Raw genomic sequence first — 18,326 nt, forward strand, 5'->3', positions numbered from 1 at the left:
CGAATATCGAAAGGGCCAAAGTGGACGACTTTTACGCCGCCCGCGACGGCACAACGCCGACGCTACCGTGGACGAGTATTGCTCCGCCGTTCACATCAAGGTTTACCAGTGCCGCGCGCACCCCCGGTGAAGTATTCGAGATCATATCTGTTGTTAGCGTCAGGTTTGATCCGCTTTGTCCGGGCCCTGGTCGAATATATGGGTTGTCTTGTGCAAACTCATTTACCGCTTGGTTCCATGCAGTTGCCCAACTCTCTCTGCTTTCTTTTGCAAGCCCCCCATAAGCAGCAATAAAGCGTCGATAACTCTCCGCTTTTTTCGGCAACGCCTTGACCGCGCGCTCAAAGGTTTTGAGTTCAGAATCGATCGTAAGGGCCTTGCGAGTGCTCTCGCGTTCGCTCTTGGAGGGTCTTCCGGCTGGCATCCATTGCGGCGGAGTAGCGCTATCCATCTCTGACAGGATCTCGTTGAGATATGCCAGCTCTGCTATGCGATGTTCAACCAAAGTTGGCCCGGTTTTGATAAAGCACTCTGAGAACCGCGGCAGATCAGCGAGCTTCTCCCGATAATACTTTTCGTTTGTGCTGCTAGAGGCACCCGGACGAGGGGGCGCGATCGTGTCACATGCTTCTTCCGTGCTGGTGACCAAATTCTGTGTGTAACGTGTCGGATACCCTTTGGCATGCATTCTTTTGTTTACTTCAGACGGCGTGCCCGTGAAAAAATAGCGCCACATTGCATCCCGATCCCATCTCTTTGGATTGGGAAGGTCGCCAATATCAAAATTCGCCGTGCTCGCACGACTAATAGTTCCCGAATGTTGCGATGCTTCGTCACAAGCTTGAAGCCCCAGAGCCATCACTAAGGCCGACACTATTTTGTATCTCATTGGCACGTTCCATTCTACCAGCGCATGAAGTCACTGCTGATGCGATCCGGCATCTCGGCTAAAAAGGGCTTGCAAGAGCACGTCTTTACTCCTGATCCGCCAGAAGACCAAAATGACTTTTTCAGATCAAGCAATTGAGTGTTTTGGAGCATTCACACCGACATTCGTGACAAAATCGTCGCAACTCAACAACGACCCGTGAATGAAAACACCCCCACAGCATACTGCGGGGGTGTTGCTTGGTTCCTATCTGCGCTTAGCCCAGAAATTAGTAACGGTAGTGTTCCGGCTTAAACGGACCATCAGGGTTAACCCCGATATAGGACGCCTGATCATCATCCATTTTGGTCAGCTTCACACCGATCCGATCCAAATGCAGGCGCGCTACTTTCTCGTCCAGATGTTTTGGCAGAATGTAGACGTCGTTTTTATATTCATCACCCTTGGTGAACAGCTCGATCTGAGCCAGCACCTGATTGGTGAACGAAGCCGACATCACGAAGGATGGGTGGCCCGTCGCGTTACCAAGGTTCAGCAAACGACCCTCGGACAGCAGGATCAAGCGATTGCCATTCGGCATCTCGATCATATCCACCTGCTCTTTGATGTTAGTCCACTTGTGGTTCTTCAGGCTCGCAACCTGAATCTCGTTATCAAAATGGCCAATATTCCCGACAATCGCCATGTCCTTCATTTCACGCATATGCTCGATGCGGATCACGTCCTTGTTGCCGGTTGTGGTGATAAAGATATCCGCATTCGCGACTTCATCTTCCAACAGGGTTACTTCGAAACCATCCATCGCTGCCTGCAATGCACAGATCGGGTCAACTTCTGTCACTTTCACCCGCGCACCCGCGCCGCGCAACGACGCCGCCGATCCTTTACCCACATCGCCATAACCACACACAACAGCAACTTTGCCGGCCATCATCGTGTCTGTGGCGCGGCGAATACCGTCCACAAGGCTCTCTTTACAGCCGTATTTGTTGTCGAATTTCGACTTGGTCACACTGTCGTTCACGTTGATCGCCGGGAACGGCAGGTGGCCTTCTTTCACCAGCTGATACAGACGGTTTACACCTGTGGTGGTTTCCTCGGAAACACCTTGAATCTGATCGCGCATCTTCGTGAACCAACCAGGGCTGGCAGCCATCCGCTTGGCAATTTGCTTCTTGATCACTTCTTCTTCTTCCGATCCCGGAACCGGAATAATGTCTTCACCCGCGTCGGCGCGCGCGCCCAACAGGATATACAGCGTGGCGTCACCGCCATCATCAAGGATCATGTTCGGGCCATCCGCAAACATGAACGACTTGTCCAGGTAATCCCAATGCTCTTCCAGTGTCTGGCCTTTGATCGCAAAAACCGGAATATCAGCCGCCGCAATCGCCGCCGCCGCATGGTCCTGCGTCGAGAAAATGTTGCACGATGCCCAGCGCACATCAGCCCCAAGGGCCACAAGCGTTTCAATCAGAACAGCCGTTTGAATAGTCATGTGCAGCGACCCAACGATACGCGCACCTTTCAGCGGCTGGCTTTCGCCATACTCAGAACGCAACGACATCAGGCCGGGCATTTCGGTTTCAGCAATATCCAACTCTTTGCGACCGAATTCGGCCAGTGAGACGTCTTTTACGATATAATCGGTCGCCATCGCGCCCAGCTCCTTACGCATTATCTTTGCGTCCAGATAACACTGAGCGGGCGCTTCTACAATGGCGGTGAAAAAGCTCCAGAACGAACTTTAACTGGGTGTTCCGGGAACCTCGGCAACTCTATGCGCCCTGAACCAGTCCGTCCCGGCCGCCACAACACAGGAAATCCCCTGCGGCGTAGTTACGATAACGGTAAATGTGCCGTTCAATTCCGAAGTCCAAACTTCGACCACGGTAGATGCATTTCGCGTCTGCTGTAGCCCTCCGGCTAATAGATGCTCCGAATATTTGGATTCCAGACGCTCTACAACAATGTCCCTCGCTGCACAGTTTGCGGCATATGCGGGGGGTGCAGTTGCGGCCATGCCAAACAACAGGGCGGGTGCGACAAGTCTCTTGAACATAACGATCTCCTACGTTTGTTTTCCGTAAGAGAGGGGCACGGGGGAGGAAACAAAATCGTGCCCCCCTCGTTACAGATGTCGGTATCGCCGGCCCTGTTTACAAAACACGACCCATCACGTTCACGTCGGCAGCACGCGATCCGCCATAAAAATAAGGATGCCACGGAAATGTGGCAATTTCTGGGCACAAATTTCCGCATCAAACATCAAGCAGAACTTCTTTCCCCTTCCAGCACCTATCGTTATGAACTTCATTCAAACTTCAGGCCCAAATCGGATTGAAACCGTGACAGTACATCCTATCGCCGCTTCAAAAACCGGCATCAATAATCACAAAGCGCTTGCCTACTGTGTTGATGAAAAGGACCTGCCCTTTGCTCTGTTTTCCGCTTCACGCGCTGCCGCAATGTCTCCCAACCGTGATTTCGACATCCTGATTTGCTCGTTGGAGCCATTGAAAATTCCTTCGGCTCTTACCGACTTGGGGATCAAGAACCAAGTTCTTGATTTGCGCAAAACGCTTGAACAGGAAAAGCTGTCGCTTGGGTGGTTGCCCGTTGAGGCTTATCTTCGCCTTTGTCTCCCCGACCACCTTTCGACAAAGTATCAAAGGCTTGTCTATCTTGACACCGATACAGACCCTGCAAACGCCGATCTTTCGCAGTTGTTTGACATAAACTTGGGACCGTTTGTTTTGGGTGCTGTTCTCGACAAAACGCAGTGGCTATCTCTCGAAAAACCCGTTTTGGACTTCGAGGAGCGTGGAATTGACTGCACCAAATATTTCAACTCCGGTGTGCTTTTAATCGACACAAAAAAGTGGATTTCCCAGAATGTGCTCCAGCATTTGATCGATGAGAAAAACCGCAATCCCGACTATCTGTTTCACGATCAATCCTTGCTGAATCTCACTTTCTTAGGGAAAATCGCTGAACTCAGCCCAGTTTGGAACTGGCAATGGCCAAACTCATTTCGACGTATAACCAGACAGGTTGACCCCGCGATCCTACACTACACTGGAATTATCAAACCTTGGCACGCCGCGGAAAAGCCAAGCTGGTACCCCCAGACCATCATCGAAGAGTTTCGAGGCTTTGTTCAACGCCACAATCTGAACGGACAATTTCAGAAACCCGAAACCGGTTGGGTTCGATACCCTCTTAAAACCCGGATTGAGTACGAAGTTGATCAACTCATCGCAGGACCGCGCATTCGGCGCCTCTTGGCCCGATACCCAGATCCATACAAAGCAATCCTCTGAACATTGCGCCAAACTATAGCAATCGGCTAACCAAGACGTAACGAACCACGATAAGGAATTTTAACTTGGCACGTGCTTGGCAACGTATGCTCTCTGGTCGCAGGCTCGACCTGCTTGATCCCACTCCGGTCGACATCGAAATCGAAGACATTGCTCATGGCCTTGCCTTTGTTGCGCGCTGGAATGGCCAAACACAGGGAGACTATGCTTACTCCGTGGCCGAGCACTCGTTGTTGGTGGAGCGCCTTTTCACTCGCATGTATCCTGTGGCCGAACCAAAATGGCGACTAACGGCATTACTGCATGATGCGCCCGAATATGTTATCGGCGACATGATTTCGCCGGTAAAGACTGCCGTTGGCCCAGACTACGGCGAACTCGACAAACGGCTAACGTCGGCTATTCACATTCGCTTTGGCCTGCCAGCCGAAACGCCGAAACGTATAAAGGCCCAGATCAAACGCGCAGACCGGGTAAGTGCGTGGATGGAGGCCGTACAGATAGCAGGTTTTACGGTGACCGAGGCCAACAAATTGTTCGGCAAACCTGACGAAGGTCACATTGATGGCCTCACAATCGATCTGCGCCCCCCATTGGCTGTGCGCGCCGATTATACTACACGCCACGCAGAATTGCTGGACCTGTTATGATCCCGATAATCCGCCCCGCCGGAATATTTGATGCTGGCGCAATGGCGGAATTACTCAACGAAATTATCACAATTGGCGGCACCACCGCCATCACGTCACCCGTGTCACGCGCCGAGATGCGGCAATGGCTCACCGCATACCGGGATCGCTCTGTCTGGACAGTAGCCGAGGATCAATCAGGTACGCTCCTCGGGTTTCAATGGATCGAACCCAATCCTAATTTGCCACCCGAAGCCTGCGACATTGCAACATTCGTCCGCACGGGGCGCACTGGCCTTGGCACCGGCTCTTTGTTGTTTGAAACAACCAAAGTGGCTGCACGCGTACTTGGCTATGACTGGATAAACGCCACCATCCGCGCTGACAATTCAGGTGGCCTTGCCTACTACCAAAGCCGCAGCTTCGAGACTTACAACCATGTTCGAGGTGAAACGTTGGACGGCGGCCAGATCGTTGACCGTATCAGTAAGCGGTACGATTTGACGCACTAAACGGCCGCTATTGTGGCGGCAAAGATTAACAGCTGTACCTCAAAATCCGTACCGACCAAATACCGACGTTATACCGACGTGAAACCGACACGCCAAATTGCCGGAAATTGGCCCGTGTTAACCATTTGCTCAGCGCGGCGAGCGCTTAGCCAAAATCCGCTGCAAAGTACGCCGATGCATGTTCAAACGCCGCGCCGTTTCGCTGACATTCCGGTCACAAAGCTCATATACCCGCTGAATATGCTCCCACCGAACACGGTCCGCACTCATCGGATTTTCCGGCGGCGGAGGCAGCTCACCTTCACCACTCAAAAGCGCGTTGGTAATGTCCGTCGCATCAGCAGGTTTCGACAGGTAATCTGTCGCACCGATCTTGACCGCTGCAACCGCTGTCGCAATCGCCCCATACCCCGTTAAAACAACGACACGTGCGCTTTCGCGCTTCTCACGCAGCACTTCAACAACGTCCAAACCGTTGCCATCTTCCAACCGCAGATCAACAACCGCATATGCAGGTGGACGCGCTGTTGCGATAGCACGCCCAGCCGCAACCGAAGACGCCGTTTCAACCTCAAATCCACGCTTTTCCATGGCCTTAGCCAGACGTCGCAAAAAGGGTTCGTCATCATCAACCAAAAGCAGAGATTTGTCTGGTCCGATCTCGGTTTGATCTGAATCTGGCATATACTCTATCCCTCAAATTGATTTTCCAAGTTTTAGCTTGCCACCGTCTCAGGGTCAAACAATGTACAGAATTTACATGTTTTCCAGAAAGCATCCGACTCGGACCGCCATATCCTCTGGTGTCACGTCTCTCTTAAAGTATTCTACAAACCCTATTTCGGGCAGTGTCAGATAAGTAAACGTAGAGTGGTCGACGAGATAAAATTCGTCATCTCCATCTTCGGCTTCCTGTTTTTTGTAATACGTACGATATGCTTGGCTGGCCGCTTTAACCTGCGCAGCAGATCCGGTCAGCCCCACCATCCGCGGGTGCAAATAGTCGGTAAACTCGGCCAGCACTTCTGGCGTGTCTCTTTCCGGATCAATCGAGATCATGACAGGCTGCACAGATTGGCCATTTCCCTCTAATATTTCAACAGCTTCCGCATTGCGTGCAACATCCATTGGGCACACGTCCGGACAGTACGTATACCCAAAATAGATCAAGGTCGGCTCAACCAGAATGTCCTTGTCAGTTACAGTTTCTCCGGTCTCACTTATCAGCTCGAACGGTCCTCCAATAGCCGCAGCACCACCCGCGACTTGGCCTTGTCGGCATTGCGCGAACTGATCTTGCGAACCACGATCTCGGGAAATAAACCAAATACCGGCAAGTGCGACTATGGTTGTGAACACGGCAATGATTGCGGCTGTACGGGCCATCTAGGTCCCTTTCCGGTGGCATGTTGAAAGATATTCGTCACAGACCTAACAATTGATGGCCCAGTGACAAGCGGAAAGGCACGCAGATGACGGACATTTCATCGCAGCTCAGGCTCGAAGAACAGCGTAGCAACTGGATTCGCTTGCGCACAATAATTCTGGTTCGATGGATCGCCATATTTGGCCAGATCACCGCGCTTGTCATTGCCCAGTTCGCGTTCAATCTGGAACTTGAATATGGGCTTTGCTACCTAACGATCGGCGTTTCGGTCATTGGCAACTTGATCGCCATTTTCCTCTTCCCAGAGAATAAGCTGCTGTCGGAATCCGAAAACGCCTTCATGATACTTTTTGATCTTTTACAGCTGTGCGTTCTTTTGTTCCTAACCGGTGGCCTGAACAATCCGTTCTCCATTCTCGTTGTCGGCCCTGTCACAATTTCGGCGTCGGTTTTGTCGGTGCGATCCACCACCTTTATTGCGTCGCTAGCTATCGTTTTGGTATCGATCATGCTCGAGTTTCACTTTCCACTTCGGACCCGAGAGTTCTTTGTCCTACGTATTCCCGACGTGTTTTTGTTCGGAAATTGGGCCGCAATCGTAATCGCAATCGCCTTTAGCGCTGTTTATTCCCGCCGCGTGGTATCCGAAATGGCCTCTATGTCCGAGGCGCTAGCGGCAACACAAATGGCCCTTGCTCGCGAGCAAAAACTCACCGATCTGGGGGGTGTCGTCGCAGCTGCCGCACACGAGCTTGGAACGCCTTTGGCGACGATCAAGTTGGCGAGTGCGGAATTGATGGAAGAGCTGGATGATCGCCCAGAACTATACGAAGACGCCGCGTTGATCCGCGAACAGGCAGCACGCTGCCGTGACATTTTGCACTCCATGGGGCGCGCAGGCAAAGACGATCTTCACCTACGAAGAGCACCGCTTTCGGCTGTATTGGAAGAAGCCGCCGAACCGCATATGAGCCGCGACAAACAAATCATTTTTCAGCACCAGGATATTGGAAATGCTCCGACCATCCTAAGGCAACCAGAGATTATTCACGGATTGCGAAATCTGATCCAAAACGCAGTTGATTTTGCATCAACTACAGTTTGGATTGAATCCGAATGGGGGGAAGATTGGATCTCGGTTCGCATCATGGATGACGGGCTCGGCTACCCTTCACATGTGATTGGTCGTATCGGCGATCCATTCGTTAGGCGCCGCAAATCCGACAGAGACCGCAAACAACGCCCCGGATACGAAGGCATGGGGCTTGGATTGTTCATCGCCAAAACCTTGTTGGAACGCTCCGGGGCTGACTTGAGTTTTGCCAATGGCTCTGGTTCCGCATCGAGTTCAAATATGGGGCCATCGGCAACCGGGGCAGTCGTCCACGCTGTTTGGCAACGGAAACTGATTGATGCAGACACCGGAGAGTTTGCCATCAAAATGGGAAAAAATCCGGTCAATTCAAGCTGATCGCAAGCAATGGCCTGATTTAGTTAACCAGATATTAACTTAGCTTTGACAGTGTTCTATCTGAATTTTTTGCAGCAGAGGTTGGAATGTCTGAATTTCCGATGGTTATCATTTTGACCTCCTCGCTGTTCAGCGCGGTGACGGTATTGGCCGGTCTTCTGATTATCAGGTCGCGCCCGAACGCATCCAGAGCACAAAATATCGGCGACAATATTTCTGCTGCCATCTTCTTGTTTAAGAATGGCAAACTCATTGACGCAAATGTGCGGGCCAGAGAATGTGCCAGTCCACTCAACATCGCTGACTTTGTCTGGAGTGATCTCCACAATCTGTTGGGTGCGCGCTTTCCCGGATTCCCCAAATTACAAGGTGTTGACGAAAACTCGGAAACGGTTGTCCTGCCAGCCCGGGATCCATCTGACCTCGCAGTAGTTACCATTTCGCAAAGCGATGGGTCAGCCAAGGTATCGCTGAAATTTAAACGTGGAGAAGCGCCGCTTGTTCACGATTTAAAATGGCAAGCCGGGTTTGACGCCCCAAACCCCATTTGGCAGACCGACGAAACTGGACGCGTCACATGGAGCAATGCCGCTTATGAACTACTTGCGGCTCAATTCAGGTCTCAAGACGAAGAGATAGACAAACCCATTCTAGATGCACAATCTACCGCAAATACCAATGAACCTGCTCGGGTTGGGGTTTCAGACAAAAATGCATCAAAAGTGTTTTGGTTCGACGTAGTTAATGTTCACTCACAAAACCGCACTATGCACTATGCAACCGATGCGAGCGCGATCGTCGATGCCGAAATCGCTCAGAGAAACTTTGTGCAAACCCTCACAAAGACTTTCGCGCACCTCTCCATTGGTCTGGCAATTTTTGACCGCAACAGACAACTTGCCCTCTTCAATCCCGCACTGATCGATCTCACCTCTCTGCCTGCAGATTTTCTGTCTGGTCGGCCAAACCTTTTCGCATTTTTCGATCATATGCGTGACAAGCAAGTCATGCCGGAGCCAAAAAATTACGCCAGCTGGCGCGCATAGATCTCTGATCTTGTCGTTGCTGCAGTCGATGGACGTTATGCCGAGACGTGGACTTTACCATCAGGGTTGACATATCGAGTAACCGGTCGCCCACACCCAGACGGGGCCGTGGCCTTTTTATTCGAAGATATCAGCGCTGAAATTTCCTTAACCCGTAGGTTTCGAGCCGAGCTCGAACTCGGGCAATCCGTCATCGACGCACTTGATAGTGCGGTCGCAGTACTTTCATCTTCTGGCGAACTAGTATTATCAAACATTGCGTACCAAAGAATGTGGCAAACGGACCCAGATTTGAGCTTTGCTGAATACACATTGAAGGACGCGATGCAAGTGTGGCGTCAAAAATCCGGACCAAACTCAGTCTGGGATCGGCTGCGCCGAACTGTTATCGACGCCAATGATCGTTCCAAATGGACAGACACAATTCAATTGCCATCGGGAAACTTGCTGGAGGTAAAGGTGAAACCCGCAAATCGCGGCGCAACATTTGTGGCTTTAAGGATTGTTAGGAAATTTGATTTACCAACTGAGTCTAAACTACCGACACCAGCCTAAGGAACACCTCTTGCGGACCTTGCGGAGCACTGTAAACATGCGGCCATGCCAAAGAACTTTCACTCAATAGAACTTAACTCTGCAGATGCCACCACTCATCTCGCTCAATGGCTCGCGCCGCAACTGAGAGCAGGTGATGTTCTATTATTATCTGGTGGAATTGGCGCTGGCAAAACTCACTTCGCAAGGGCTTTGATTACCACTCTACTCACTGAGACAGAAGAGGTGCCGTCCCCCACTTTCACAATAGTACAAGTTTATGATGCCGGTACTTGTGAAATCTGGCACGCCGATCTTTACCGCATCGTAGCACCCGATGAGGTTATTGAACTTGGTCTCACAGATGCCTTTCAAAACGCAATCTGCCTCGTGGAATGGCCGGACCGGCTGGCAGAACTAGAACCCGACAATGCCCTTAGCCTGGATTTTTCTATACAACCCGTAGAAGGGTGCCGAAAACTCAATGCGTCGTGGCACAACAGCCGGTGGAACCAATTATTGAACAACTTGAAGACATGAGCGCACGCGAGGAGCAGATAAAGGGCTTTTTGAACGATTCCAGTTGGGGAAATGCGCGCAGGGTCCCTTTGGCGGGCGACGCTTCCAATCGTCGTTACGAACGACTGACAAACGCCCTCGACGAAAGTGCGATATTGATGGATGCCCCCCCTGAGAGCAACGCATCAAACAAAGCGTTTGTCAGAATTGCCTCACATCTCCGAGAAATCGGCCTTTCAGCTCCGATCGTTCTGAACGCAGATCAAAAGAAAGGTCTCATTCTGCTTGAGGATTTTGGCGACAATCTCTTGACGGAAATCATCCAATCGCAACCTAAAAATGAGGTAATGCTCTACGAAAGTGCTACAGATATCCTGTTGCAAATTGGTCGAAATGCAGCACCGAATGGGCTTGAACATCTTACCCCAGCACTCCTTTCGGAGATGATTTTACCGGCATTTGAATGGTTCGCCTTTGGAATATTGGGTAGGCTGGATGACAACAAAGACGCAATAGTGTCTTCTTTTCAACGGGCACTACAGATCACTACAAACGTAACTCCTGTTTTATCGCTCCGCGATTACCATGCTCAAAACATGATTTGGTTGCCGGATCGTACAGGCATCGCTCGCGTGGGGTTATTGGATTTTCAAGATGCCGTGTTGTGCCACCCAGCATACGATCTAGTTTCACTGCTTCAGGATGCCCGAAGGGATGTTCCCATTGCCGTAGAAAAAGCTATGCTCACCAAGTTTCAGTCTCACGTTTCTGAAAACGAAGCTGAGTTTGAGGCTGCTTACTATGCTCTTGGGGCACAGCGTAGCCTGCGGATCTTAGGGATATTCGCCCGCCTGTCTCTCCAAGCGGGACGGCCAGAATATATTGATTTCATACCACGCGTCTGGAATTATTTGGATCGGTGCCTTCAGCACCAGTCCCTAACTGGCTTGCGCGAAACCCTGCTTAAAAACTTGCCTGAACCTTCAACGGAAAATCTAAGGAATCTGCGAGAGCAATGCGCAAAATACCCAAATCCGTTATGATGTTTGCAGCCGGTTTCGGTAGGCGCATGGGAAATTTAACCAAAGATACCCCTAAACCCCTGATCAGGGTCGCAGGTGTTCCATTGATCGACCACACGCTTTGTCTCGTTCGCGAGATAAATTCTGATCACATCGTCGCCAATGTCCACTACCTGCCTGATGCGCTCGTCAATCATTTTCGCGGTAGCGAAGTTGCCCTGTCGCACGAGTCACCGGATATTCTTGAAACGGGCGGGGGTCTAAAACACGCGTTACCACTGCTTGGAAAGGGTCCGGTTTTTACCACAAACACTGACGCAATCTGGCAAGGGCCGAACCCATTTATGCTAGCGCTCTCGCATTGGGCCCCCTCAACGATGGACGCTCTCACCGTCTGCATTCCGACGGAGAATGCTATTGGGCATTCCGGGCAAGGAGACTTTCGCTTATCGTCGCAAGGCAAGGTTTCACGTGGACCCGGCGTAGTCTATGGCGGTGTGCAGATCCTCAAAACAGATGGCTTGTTTGGAATACAAGAGGCCAGTTTCTCGCTTAACAGGCTCTGGGATAATATGATCGCCAACGGAACGCTTTATGGTGTCATCTACCCCGGAAAATGGTGCGACGTTGGCTCAGCTGAAGGTATAGCTCTCGCAGAAAATCTCCTTAGGGACACTCATGTTTGAGCCAATATCAAATCCACGCGTATTTGCTGTTCCGCTTGGAACAGATTTCCCCCAAGAAGTTGTTTCAGGCCTACGTGAAAAACTGCTTAACTATCCGCCACAAGATATAGCACAAGTCCAGTTAATCGTGAACACCTCGCGCATGGCCCGTCGAATCAAATCACTTTTTGACACTGGAACCGCAACCCTTTTTCCCCGCATCCAACTACTTAGCGATGTCGGTGCACAAGTCGCAGCCGAATACACACCTTCGGTCTCACCGTTGCGCCGGCGCCTCGAGTTGATCCAACTGATTTCGCATCTCGTTAAACAACAACCAGACCTCGCATCGCGCGCTTCTATATACGATCTCGCTGATAGTCTCGCCGGACTGATGGAAGAGATGCAAGGCGAGGGTGTTTCATTCGATTCCATCGATGCTCTAGACATTTCGGATCAATCTGGCCACTGGGCGCGCGCCAAAACTTTCCTGAGCATAGTGCGCCATTTCGTCGAGGGTACTGATCAAGCTCCAGATGCTCAATTGCGCCAACGCATGATCGTCGAGCGTCTTGCCGCTGACTGGGAAACGGCACCGCCGCAGCACCCAGTGATCCTTGCCGGGTCCACTGGTTCGCGCGGGACAACCATGCTTCTTATGCAGGCCATTGCTAAACTTCCTCAGGGCGCCTTGATACTACCCGGCTACGATTTTGATACGCCAAGTTCCACATGGGATTCTCTCTCTGACGGCATGAACAGCGAAGATCATCCGCAATATCGGTTTCGAAAATTGCTCGACTTGCTGAACCTTGATCACCAAGCCGTCATCCGGTGGCGCAATTCTAAACCGATCAATCCGGCCCGCAATCGCCTTGTTTCACTTGCGCTGCGCCCAGCGCCTGTCACTGATCAATGGCGAACAGACGGCCCAAGACTCACTTGCCTCGATACCGCAACCCAATCCATTTCGTTAATCGAAGCCCCTTCAATGCGCTTAGAGGCGCTCGCAATTGCGGCGCGATTACGCCAAGCGGCACAAGAAGGACTAACAGCCGCGCTCATTACACCGGACCGAATGCTGACGCGCCAAGTATCTACTGCATTGGATCGCTGGGATATTGAGCCCGACGATAGCGCCGGTACACCTTTGCAACTATCTCCACCCGGTCGGTTTTTGCGACATGTTGTTTCACTTTTCCAGAATAAACTAACATCCGAAACACTTCTCACTCTTCTCAAACATCCGCTAACTCACAGCGGCGAAAACCGTGGTCCGCATCTCAGAAATACCCGTGAACTGGAGCTTTGGATTCGCAGAAAGGGCATCACATTCCCCGACCCGCAAGATTTCGCAATTTGGAGCGCCGCACAAAAAGAGCCTCCTGAAAACTGGGTCGCATGGTTAACCTCAGCCTTTTGCGGCTATGAACAACCTGGTGACCAACCACTTGTAGACCGTTTGGCGGCGCATATTCGACTGGCCGAACTCATTGCTCAGGGGTCAAGCGACGGAGCCGGGGAGCTTTGGCAGAAAAAGGCTGGTCGCGAAGCGCGCAAAGTGGTTGATGACATCACCGAAAACGCTGGCATCGCCGGGGCTGTTTCTGCCAATGACTACTCAGATCTTTTTGGCGCCATTCTCGCCCGAGCCGAAGTTCGCGACCGCGACAGTGGGCATCCCAACATCCTGATCTGGGGTACACTCGAGGCGCGCGTGCAGGGCGCAGACTTGGTCATCCTAGGCGGTCTCAACGAAGGAAGTTGGCCGGAAGCTCCAAGCCCGGATCCTTGGTTAAACCGCAAAATGCGCTTTGACGCAGGATTGCTTTTGCCAGAACGCCGCATTGGCCTTTCCGCTCATGATTTCCAGCAAGCAATCGGCGCGCCCGAAGTTTGGTTAACACGCGCAATCCGCACAGATGAGGCCGAGACTGTCCCCTCGCGCTGGGTTAACAGACTTAGCAACTTGCTTAGCGGGCTTTCCGAGCAAGGAGGACATCGCGCACTTGAGGACATGAAAAGACGAGGAGACAAATGGCTCGCGATTGCGGCGCAACTAGAGACCTTCGAACCTATGCCGCCAGCCTTGCGACCCTCACCGACACCTCCGGAGGCCTCACGTCCCAACCACCTTTCGGTTACGGAAATCAAACGACTGATCCGCGATCCTTACGCCATTTACGCCAAACATGTTCTGCGCCTGAGGCCCTTAAACCCACTCATGCGTACTCCTGATGCGCTTTTGCGGGGAATAATTATACATGATATACTCGAAGAATTCATACGTTGCGCAGATGGCAATGATGCTATCACACGCGAACGGCTGATAAGCATAGCAGAGACTGTATTGGCTAAAAACGTTCCGTGGCCCACCGCCAGAGCGCTTTGGGCCGCACGTCTCGATCGGGTCGCTGAATACATTGTCGCGTCTGAACACAAACGCATGAAACGCGCCGTGCCCACTGCGTTTGAACGTAAGGCAAAGTCGCGGATAGGTGAACTAGATTTCACATTAACCGCCAAAGCCGATCGCATCGACCAAGGCGCCAATGGCGACTTAATCCTTTATGACTACAAAACCGGGGCGCCTCCAAGCCGCGATGAGCAGTTGTATTTTGACAAGCAACTATTGCTGGAAGCCGCTATGGCAGAGCAGGGTGGGTTTGCTGATCTTGATCCGTCAAACGTGGCCGATGCCATCTTTATCGGCCTTGGCAATTCTCCCAAAGATGTCGCCGCTCCGCTCGATGCTGTTACACCGTCTCAGGTTTGGGACGAATTTGTGACCCTCATTACGTGCTATAAGGTCGAAGGCAAAGGATTTACATCACGCCGCGCAATGCACTCGGACACAGATACAGGTGACTACGATCAACTCGCACGGTTCGGAGAATGGAACGCCAGCGATACTCCCAACAGCGAGGACCTCAGTTAATGCTGAGCAACGACGCCACAGAACGACAAGTTCAGGCTGCAAGCCCAACCGACAGCACTTGGCTTTCAGCTAATGCTGGCTCAGGCAAAACCCGCGTCCTTACCGATCGTGTAGCGCGCCTTCTGCTCAATGGCGTACTGCCGCAGCATATTCTCTGCCTGACTTACACGAAGGCAGCTGCAAGCGAGATGCAAAACCGCCTTTTCAAACGTCTTGGTGATTGGGCCATGAAGGACGATGCTGCACTACACCAAGAGCTCGGCGAGCTTGGAGTGTTTGACGGTCCTGCCGCACCCGACCTCAAGCAGGCTCGCACACTTTTTGCCCGCGCAATCGAAACGCCAGGCGGGCTCAAAATTCAGACCATTCACTCATTCTGCGCTGCTCTTTTGCGCCGGTTTCCGCTCGAGGCAGGCGTCTCACCGCTCTTTACCGAAATGGAAGATCGCGCCGGTGCTCTTCTTCGCGAGAGCATTACCGATCAAATGGCCGAAGGGTCCGATGCCGCTGAATTACAGGCGATCGCACACTATTTTTCTGGAGACTCTCTCGAGGATCTTACCAGTGTGATAGTGCGTAATGCAGATCGGTTTCGCACCCGACCAGATCGCCAGAAACTGGCCAAAGCATTGGGCGTAGATTCCGACCTGACCGAGGAAAAACTCCTCGCCAACGTCTTTCTTGGAAGCGAAAACGATACATTAAGTGATCTGATCGCGGCGCTGAGCACGGGCGGCGCAAACGATAACAAAGCCGCTGATAAGCTGTCTGCAATTAGCTCACTAACGGTCGCATCTATCCCAATTTTGGAAAGTGTTTTCCTTACTGGGAAATCCGCTAAGTCCCCTTTCTCCGCCAAAATAGGTGCGTTTCCTACTAAAAAAGTACAAGCCAACCACGCCGCTCTCATGCCACATGTCGAAGCCTTTATGCTGCGCATTGAGGATAATCGCGAAAATCGGCTCGCTCTTGCTGCGTTGAATAGAACCACGGTGCTTCACTCCTTTGCGCATTGCTTTTTGCACCATTACGAGGAACAAAAACTCCTGCGCAGCTGGCTCGACTTTGATGATCTGATTTTGCGCGCCCGCGCATTGCTAAACGAGCCAGAAGTCGCAGAATGGGTACTCTACCGCCTTGATGGGGGCATCGATCATATTCTGGTGGACGAAGCACAAGATACCAGCCCAGCCCAGTGGCAGGTGATAGAGCGTCTCGCCCAAGAATTCACAAGCGGCAGCGGAGCACGATCTGACGTCGAGCGGACTATCTTTGTCGTTGGCGACAAAAAGCAGTCGATCTACAGCTTTCAGGGGGCGGATCCAGCAGAATTTGACCGCATGAAGGACGAATTTGCGGAGCGCATGGCACCTCTGGGACACAGTCTGAAAAGCCTCAATCTGGAATACTCTTTCCGCTCTTCCTCCGCCATTCTGGGACTTGTGGACACCTGCTTCATGGGAAAGCAAAGCGCCGGATTTCCACGTGAAAACCTGCACCGCGCCTTTCATGCGGATATGCCGGGCCGTGTCGATTTGTGGCCAGTGGTTGAACCACAGGAGAAGCCCGAGAAGGATGAATGGTTTGACCCAGTCGACCGCCTCAGCGAGGTGCATCACAACGTGATTCTGGCAGAGCGTATCGCCGACGAGATCAAGCATCTTATCGATAAGAAAGAAACTATTCCGGCGAAAAAGGGAGAAAACGGTACTTTTTTTCAACGCCCGGCTCGCGCTGGTGATTTCTTAATCCTCGTGCAGAGAAGGTCGGATCTGTTCCACGAGATCATACGCGCTTGCAAGTCCCGCAACTTGCCAATTGCTGGCGCCGACCGACTTAAGGTTGGCGCGGAAATGGCAGTGCGCGACCTTGCCGCATTTTTGTCTTTTCTTAGCACACCAGAGGACGATCTATCACTTGCCACCATCTTGCGCTCACCGCTCTTTGGTTGGACAGAGCAAGAGGTTTTTGAACTCGCCCATCGCCGCACCTCTTTGTTCCTGTGGGAAGCCCTGCGCACACAGCGGAATGCATTTCCCGAAACACTCAGCATCATCGACGACCTACTTGGTCAAACCGATTTCCTGCGCCCCTACGATCTGATTGAACGTATTTTGACGCGCCATAACGGTCGCCGCAATCTTCTTGCTCGCTTGGGAGCAGAAGCCGAGGACGGAATAAACGCGCTACTTTCTCAAGCGCTCGCTTACGAATCTGGTGCCGTACCAAGCCTCACCGGTTTCTTGCTTTGGATGGAGACAGACGACCTCGAGATAAAACGCCAAATGGATGCCGCCGGCGATCGTATCCGAGTTATGACTGTGCATGGATCAAAGGGGCTTGAAGCACCTGTTGTGATCATGCCCGATACTGCTAAACGCTTGGTCAAAACTGACGCAGCCATAGTGCCGATTGGGGATCAGGCAATCTGGAACATGTCCGCCGATTCGGCCCCCAAGGCTTTGCTTGCAGCGCGTGAAGAAATGGCCGAAGCTCAGCGCGCCGAACGCTTGCGCTTGCTTTATGTCGCAATGACCCGCGCAGAAAAGTGGTTGATCGTAGCTGCTGCAGGGGATCTCGGAAAAGATGGCCAGAGTTGGTATGACATTGTCCGGGATGGCATGGTCCACATCGGCGCTGAACCAACACGCTACGCGTTTGGCGATGGCTTGCGATATTCGCTTGGCGACTGGACCGGTGAAGTAGAAAGCCAAACTGATGCCGTTACCGAAACCGACGTTATACTCCCCGACTTTTTTGCAGAACCAGCACCGGCCCCGGATTTGCCCATCTCTGCAATCAGCCCCTCAGATCTTGGCGGGGCAAAGGCTCTCGCGGGCGAAGCGGGACAGGACGAAGATTTTGCCAAAGCCCGCGGGACTGCCATCCATCTGTTGCTCGAACATCTACCAGCCATACCTGAAGGCAACTGGCGTGAGGCGGCACACAACCTAATCAACGATGTTATATTGACGCCTGCGATCATCGATCAACTTCTTGAAGAATGCACATCGGTCTTACTTGACAAAAGTCTGGCGCATCTCTTTGCGCCTGACACGCTTGCCGAGGTTCCCTTGGCTGCCGATTTTGGCGCCCATCGGCTGCACGGTGTCATAGATCGCCTGATCATAGCGCCAACTCATGTAACCGCAGTGGATTTCAAGTCTAATATCATTGTGCCCAACTCAGCCAACCAAATACCCAACGGGATTTTGCGGCAAATGGGAGCCTATGCGCATGGGCTGGCCCAAATCTTTCCGGATCATCGCATCGAAACAGCCATCCTTTGGACCCAAACCGCCATCCTCATGCCGTTGCCACACGAAGTTGTGACAAATGCTCTGGCAAACAGCGGGCACCTTGACGCTGAGGGCGAGGCTCCCTAGGTTCA

16 protein-coding genes are annotated in these 18,326 nt (G+C 52.1%); 11 read left to right on the forward strand and 5 right to left on the reverse strand.

The window, feature by feature from the left end:
* Positions 1–31: 31 nt before the first annotated feature.
* From CLV88_RS16645 to CLV88_RS16655, 3 genes are all read right to left on the reverse strand, one after another.
* Positions 32–859, reverse strand: a complete 828-nt coding sequence (locus CLV88_RS16645) for a hypothetical protein (protein ID WP_106609546.1) — start codon at positions 857–859, stop codon at positions 32–34.
* A gap of 298 nt (positions 860–1,157) precedes the next feature.
* Positions 1,158–2,546 carry an adenosylhomocysteinase gene (gene ahcY, locus CLV88_RS16650; RefSeq protein WP_106609653.1) on the reverse strand — a complete coding sequence of 463 codons (1,389 nt, stop codon included), beginning with the start codon at positions 2,544–2,546 and terminating at the stop codon, positions 1,158–1,160.
* Between the two features lie 90 nt (positions 2,547–2,636).
* Entirely contained in the window at positions 2,637–2,951 is a 315-nt protein-coding gene (locus CLV88_RS16655) for a hypothetical protein (protein WP_106609547.1), read from the reverse strand.
* Positions 2,952–3,237: 286 nt separating this feature from the next.
* Between CLV88_RS16655 and CLV88_RS16660 the strand changes: the two genes are divergently transcribed.
* The 3 genes from CLV88_RS16660 (at position 3,238) to CLV88_RS16670 (ending at position 5,353) form a co-directional block, all read left to right on the forward strand.
* Positions 3,238–4,212 (forward strand): glycosyltransferase family 8 protein, encoded by a 975-nt coding sequence (locus CLV88_RS16660; protein ID WP_165798920.1) that lies wholly within the window; start codon positions 3,238–3,240, stop codon positions 4,210–4,212.
* An 86-nt stretch (positions 4,213–4,298) separates the two neighbouring features.
* Positions 4,299–4,862 (forward strand): HD domain-containing protein, encoded by a 564-nt coding sequence (locus tag CLV88_RS16665; protein WP_106609549.1) that lies wholly within the window; start codon positions 4,299–4,301, stop codon positions 4,860–4,862.
* Entirely contained in the window at positions 4,859–5,353 is a 495-nt protein-coding gene (locus CLV88_RS16670; protein ID WP_106609550.1) for a GNAT family N-acetyltransferase, read from the forward strand. Before CLV88_RS16665 ends, CLV88_RS16670 begins: the two co-directional genes overlap by 4 nt.
* Before the next feature lie 129 nt (positions 5,354–5,482).
* Here the strand turns inward: CLV88_RS16670 and CLV88_RS16675 are convergent, their stop codons facing one another.
* Together CLV88_RS16675 and CLV88_RS16680 are read right to left on the reverse strand one after the other, a co-directional pair.
* Positions 5,483–6,037: an ActR/PrrA/RegA family redox response regulator transcription factor gene (locus CLV88_RS16675; RefSeq protein ID WP_106609551.1), complete on the reverse strand. Its 555-nt coding sequence runs from the start codon at positions 6,035–6,037 to the stop codon at positions 5,483–5,485.
* A gap of 72 nt (positions 6,038–6,109) precedes the next feature.
* Positions 6,110–6,739 (reverse strand): SCO family protein, encoded by a 630-nt coding sequence (locus tag CLV88_RS16680; protein ID WP_106609552.1) that lies wholly within the window; start codon positions 6,737–6,739, stop codon positions 6,110–6,112.
* Between the two features lie 86 nt (positions 6,740–6,825).
* Here CLV88_RS16680 and regB point away from each other — a divergent pair, with 86 nt between their 5' ends.
* From regB to addA, 8 genes are all read left to right on the forward strand, one after another.
* Positions 6,826–8,211 carry a sensor histidine kinase RegB gene (regB, locus tag CLV88_RS16685; protein ID WP_106609553.1) on the forward strand — a complete coding sequence of 462 codons (1,386 nt, stop codon included), beginning with the start codon at positions 6,826–6,828 and terminating at the stop codon, positions 8,209–8,211.
* A gap of 86 nt (positions 8,212–8,297) precedes the next feature.
* Positions 8,298–9,257: a hypothetical protein gene (locus CLV88_RS16690; RefSeq protein ID WP_106609554.1), complete on the forward strand. Its 960-nt coding sequence runs from the start codon at positions 8,298–8,300 to the stop codon at positions 9,255–9,257.
* Between the two features lie 108 nt (positions 9,258–9,365).
* A complete protein-coding gene (locus tag CLV88_RS22855; RefSeq protein WP_133169984.1) occupies positions 9,366–9,812 on the forward strand; it encodes a hypothetical protein in 447 nt (148 codons plus the stop codon).
* Positions 9,813–9,857: 45 nt separating this feature from the next.
* The gene (gene tsaE / locus CLV88_RS16700) at positions 9,858–10,331 is read left to right on the forward strand and encodes a tRNA (adenosine(37)-N6)-threonylcarbamoyltransferase complex ATPase subunit type 1 TsaE (protein ID WP_106609556.1); all 474 of its coding nucleotides are present in this window, start codon (positions 9,858–9,860) and stop codon (positions 10,329–10,331) included.
* Positions 10,298–11,353 carry an aminoglycoside phosphotransferase family protein gene (locus CLV88_RS16705; RefSeq protein ID WP_243403698.1) on the forward strand — a complete coding sequence of 352 codons (1,056 nt, stop codon included), beginning with the start codon at positions 10,298–10,300 and terminating at the stop codon, positions 11,351–11,353. Before tsaE ends, CLV88_RS16705 begins: the two co-directional genes overlap by 34 nt.
* Positions 11,326–12,018 carry a nucleotidyltransferase family protein gene (locus CLV88_RS16710; protein WP_106609558.1) on the forward strand — a complete coding sequence of 231 codons (693 nt, stop codon included), beginning with the start codon at positions 11,326–11,328 and terminating at the stop codon, positions 12,016–12,018. Before CLV88_RS16705 ends, CLV88_RS16710 begins: the two co-directional genes overlap by 28 nt.
* On the forward strand, positions 12,011–14,935 hold the full coding sequence (gene addB, locus CLV88_RS16715; RefSeq protein ID WP_106609559.1) for a double-strand break repair protein AddB: 2,925 nt from the start codon (positions 12,011–12,013) through the stop codon (positions 14,933–14,935). The genes CLV88_RS16710 and addB overlap by 8 nt, the downstream gene beginning before the upstream one ends.
* Entirely contained in the window at positions 14,935–18,321 is a 3,387-nt protein-coding gene (gene addA / locus CLV88_RS16720) for a double-strand break repair helicase AddA (RefSeq protein ID WP_106609560.1), read from the forward strand. The genes addB and addA overlap by 1 nt, the downstream gene beginning before the upstream one ends.
* The last annotated feature ends 5 nt before the right edge of the window (positions 18,322–18,326 follow it).

It is taken from the genome of Shimia abyssi (assembly GCF_003014475.1).
Lineage (GTDB): Bacteria > Pseudomonadota > Alphaproteobacteria > Rhodobacterales > Rhodobacteraceae > Shimia > Shimia abyssi.

What these genes read in the sequence shown, in the direction of transcription:
- CLV88_RS16670 (WP_106609550.1), top strand. Translation starts at nt 4,859, where the DNA reads ATGATCCCGATAATCCGCCCCGCCGGAATATTTGATGCTGGCGCAATG.
- regB (WP_106609553.1), top strand. Translation starts at nt 6,826, where the DNA reads ATGACGGACATTTCATCGCAGCTCAGGCTCGAAGAACAGCGTAGCAAC.
- addA (WP_106609560.1), top strand. Translation starts at nt 14,935, where the DNA reads ATGCTGAGCAACGACGCCACAGAACGACAAGTTCAGGCTGCAAGCCCA.
- CLV88_RS16665 (WP_106609549.1), top strand. Translation starts at nt 4,299, where the DNA reads ATGCTCTCTGGTCGCAGGCTCGACCTGCTTGATCCCACTCCGGTCGAC.
- CLV88_RS16710 (WP_106609558.1), top strand. Translation starts at nt 11,326, where the DNA reads ATGCGCAAAATACCCAAATCCGTTATGATGTTTGCAGCCGGTTTCGGT.
- ahcY (WP_106609653.1), bottom strand. Translation starts at nt 2,546, where the DNA reads ATGGCGACCGATTATATCGTAAAAGACGTCTCACTGGCCGAATTCGGT.
- CLV88_RS16675 (WP_106609551.1), bottom strand. Translation starts at nt 6,037, where the DNA reads ATGCCAGATTCAGATCAAACCGAGATCGGACCAGACAAATCTCTGCTT.
- CLV88_RS16645 (WP_106609546.1), bottom strand. Translation starts at nt 859, where the DNA reads ATGGCTCTGGGGCTTCAAGCTTGTGACGAAGCATCGCAACATTCGGGA.
- CLV88_RS16655 (WP_106609547.1), bottom strand. Translation starts at nt 2,951, where the DNA reads ATGTTCAAGAGACTTGTCGCACCCGCCCTGTTGTTTGGCATGGCCGCA.
- CLV88_RS16690 (WP_106609554.1), top strand. Translation starts at nt 8,298, where the DNA reads ATGTCTGAATTTCCGATGGTTATCATTTTGACCTCCTCGCTGTTCAGC.
- CLV88_RS16680 (WP_106609552.1), bottom strand. Translation starts at nt 6,739, where the DNA reads ATGGCCCGTACAGCCGCAATCATTGCCGTGTTCACAACCATAGTCGCA.
- tsaE (WP_106609556.1), top strand. Translation starts at nt 9,858, where the DNA reads ATGCCAAAGAACTTTCACTCAATAGAACTTAACTCTGCAGATGCCACC.
- addB (WP_106609559.1), top strand. Translation starts at nt 12,011, where the DNA reads ATGTTTGAGCCAATATCAAATCCACGCGTATTTGCTGTTCCGCTTGGA.